This is a genomic window from Lysinibacillus sp. NPDC047702, from assembly GCF_050272555.1.
In the GTDB taxonomy this organism is placed as follows: domain Bacteria; phylum Bacillota; class Bacilli; order Bacillales_A; family Planococcaceae; genus Lysinibacillus.
The window spans coordinates 1-2,586 of the sequence record NZ_JBNNMG010000130.1; the positions used below are offsets into that span (position 1 = coordinate 1).

Consider the following 2,586-nt stretch of genomic DNA (forward strand, 5'->3'; position numbering starts at 1 on the left):
TGTATATTGGTTGTGTAGGAACTCCAATAATACACGATTTTTCCGATTTGATGCATTTTTTTATACAGTGTCTAATCTGATTTTACAATTCGCCAAATGAAATTAATTACCTTTTCGCAAAAAAAATTACTTCAGAGAATAAGTTGATATGTCCTGTTTGTCAACATCCGGTATATCATGCTGGAAAGGAAACATTTTGGGAAAAAGGTCGTCAAAGACCACATTTTCGTCATAAACCAGGAAGTTCATGTAGCCATGGTACTGGTGAAACTTATGAACATGTAACAAATAAAATTCATATTTACAGTTGGCTGAAACAAGAATATCCAGATTATCAAGTTGAATTAGAGTATCGAATTGTAGAAACAAATCAAATAGCAGATGTTTTTTTGAAGTTACCAAATGGTGAACAAATAGTGTTTGAATTACAATGTTCTGTTATACCAGTATTGGCTTTTTTAGATAGGCAGAAAAAATATAAAGATTGTGGTATTCAAGACATATGGATATTTGGCGAAAATTTTTATACTAGGCATTCAAAAAAAATGATTATAAACAGAAATTCTATACTGGAAATTATACATAAAGAACAACAAGAAATTTTACTAATTGACTATAAAACTAAAGAAGTAAGTTGGGTAGGGCAAAAAATAATTGAAGGTAAAACGTCAGAAAGATCAGAGTTTGGATTTGATATTGAACAAAAACCAGTCAGTGAGATACTTGACTTTTGTTTTATGGATTTTTCTGTTTCTCCTTATAAAATTAACTCTAAAAAATATCTACATAATCAAAAAAAAGAAAATTGAATAGGAGTAATTGGGCAAAAGAGTTGTTAGTGTTGAGGGATAAAAGAAATACTGAAAAACGAAACTTAAGGGCAGCTAAACAAAAGGAGGAAGAAAGAAAAAGAAAAAAACTAGAAGAACAACAAAGATATCAAGACATAGATACCAATAGGATTCAAACGGTTGAAAAATCTGGCGATGAATATTTAACGTATAAAAAATATCTAAATAATTTTTCCTTACAAAATGAAATGAATCATATGACGGATATAGAAAAACGGTCTTTTGAAGTTCTAATACGTAAGTATAACCTAACAACATATAATTTTCCTGGTATATGTAAAGTCAAAATAGCTTATAGAAAAAAGATTAAAACACGATTTACCTTATGGCAATTATGGACTATAGATCAAGTATTGACCCATTATCAAAACAAAAATTTAACTATAAATAACCTATATTTTAAAATGACTAAAACAAATATTTTTAATTTTAACACTAAGTCTAATAGAGAGATTAAAGAGTGTCTTGAATTTTATTTAAATTTATTAGAGGAAGTAGGTTTTTTAAAACACCGTCGTACAGAAAATTTTTATGAACCTTATCCTGTGCTAATAAGTGCGATACCTTTGCATGATGATTTTAAGATTAATAGTTATATAGCATTTTTTCACTCAGTTTATTGCTTTAGAGACGATGAACATTACGAAAAAGCAGAAAATGCTAACAAAGAATATAAAAAACTTATTAAAAATAACAAAGAATAAACCTATTTTACTTTCCAAAGTTGCCATATTTGCCAAACTTTCAACAATAGGTGAGATAAAAATAATAATGTAAAATTGAAAGCAGGACGGTGCGGTAAGGTTTTCCTCCCTTGGTATTTTTAAAAACCTAAATATTAGGGACAGACCGATGACCGACCAGCGCTTGACAGACTAGTTTGGAGCGTGACATACATGGCCGGCCCATATTTTTTAAAAGATTAGGTATCTTAATTAATATAAAAGGTTAATGAATGGAAATTATATCCACATTATCTGTTATATTGTATAATCAAGGTACAATATTTAAAAGGTGATGGTATTTTGCTAACAATATTACAAATTATTTTTTCAATCATAGTAGTATCGATCTCAACATACGGAATTATCACAAGTGATTACGAGTTGAATTTCCTAATGATATTCTTCTTAGGTTTAGTGATGTTAATTCTAGGAATAAAAGAATTTCAAAGAGAGAGAAAAGTTTTTGCTTGGTACTTTATTGGGGTATTTTTATTTTTAGTATTTGTCTCAATTAAATATTTATTTTGATAACAACGTGTGTGAGAAATGAGCTAACTCGACAAAAAGTAGATATACCACAGAAAAAAGCCTTATCCATAGTGCGGTAAGGCTTTTTATTGTTAAAATTTATCTTTTTTACCATCTTTGTTTGGTCTTTGCGTATAATGAAAATAATCCTAAATAAGAAGGAGTTGGATAGAGAAATGGCAGAAGATCTCTTTACTGCATTTAATTTTTTATTTCCAGTTTTACTAATAGCAATAACACTATGGATTAGAATCATAAAAGTAAATAGCAATATTCAAGTTGAACAAAATAAAGAAATTATCGAGCTTTTAAAAAAGGGCAATCGCGATAAACTTTGATACTATGTCAAGAAAATGGACAGGGGAAATTGAGATTTTGCTTTAAATTTAAGCGCGCTATCGCTTGCTCGCCTCACAAATAATTTAAGGGGCGTAACCCTTAAATTTTTTGTGAGGTTAAAAGGGTTTAATTATATGACCTTA

Annotated in this window: 4 protein-coding genes; all 4 read left to right on the forward strand. The window is 29.0% G+C overall.

Annotation, left to right across the window (positions count from 1 at the left end; genetic code table 11):
• Nucleotides 1-125 precede the first annotated feature (125 nt).
• The 4 genes from ACQKIM_RS27870 to ACQKIM_RS27885 all read left to right on the forward strand — a co-directional run bounded on the left by ACQKIM_RS27870 (nt 126) and on the right by ACQKIM_RS27885 (nt 2,442).
• Nucleotides 126-809: a competence protein CoiA gene (locus ACQKIM_RS27870; protein WP_427550204.1), complete on the forward strand. Its 684-nt coding sequence runs from the start codon at nt 126-128 to the stop codon at nt 807-809.
• A gap of 32 nt (nt 810-841) precedes the next feature.
• On the forward strand, nt 842-1,555 hold the full coding sequence (locus tag ACQKIM_RS27875; protein WP_427550201.1) for a hypothetical protein: 714 nt from the start codon (nt 842-844) through the stop codon (nt 1,553-1,555).
• A gap of 414 nt (nt 1,556-1,969) precedes the next feature.
• A complete protein-coding gene (locus ACQKIM_RS27880) occupies nt 1,970-2,104 on the forward strand; it encodes a DUF3953 domain-containing protein (protein ID WP_427550206.1) in 135 nt (44 codons plus the stop codon).
• 176 nt (nt 2,105-2,280) lie between these two features.
• A complete protein-coding gene (locus tag ACQKIM_RS27885; protein ID WP_427550203.1) occupies nt 2,281-2,442 on the forward strand; it encodes a hypothetical protein in 162 nt (53 codons plus the stop codon).
• Nucleotides 2,443-2,586 lie beyond the last annotated feature (144 nt).

Excerpts from the sequence above, each read along its gene's own strand:
- ACQKIM_RS27880 (WP_427550206.1), top strand. The coding sequence starts at position 1,970 with ATGATATTCTTCTTAGGTTTAGTGATGTTAATTCTAGGAATAAAAGAA.
- ACQKIM_RS27885 (WP_427550203.1), top strand. The coding sequence starts at position 2,281 with ATGGCAGAAGATCTCTTTACTGCATTTAATTTTTTATTTCCAGTTTTA.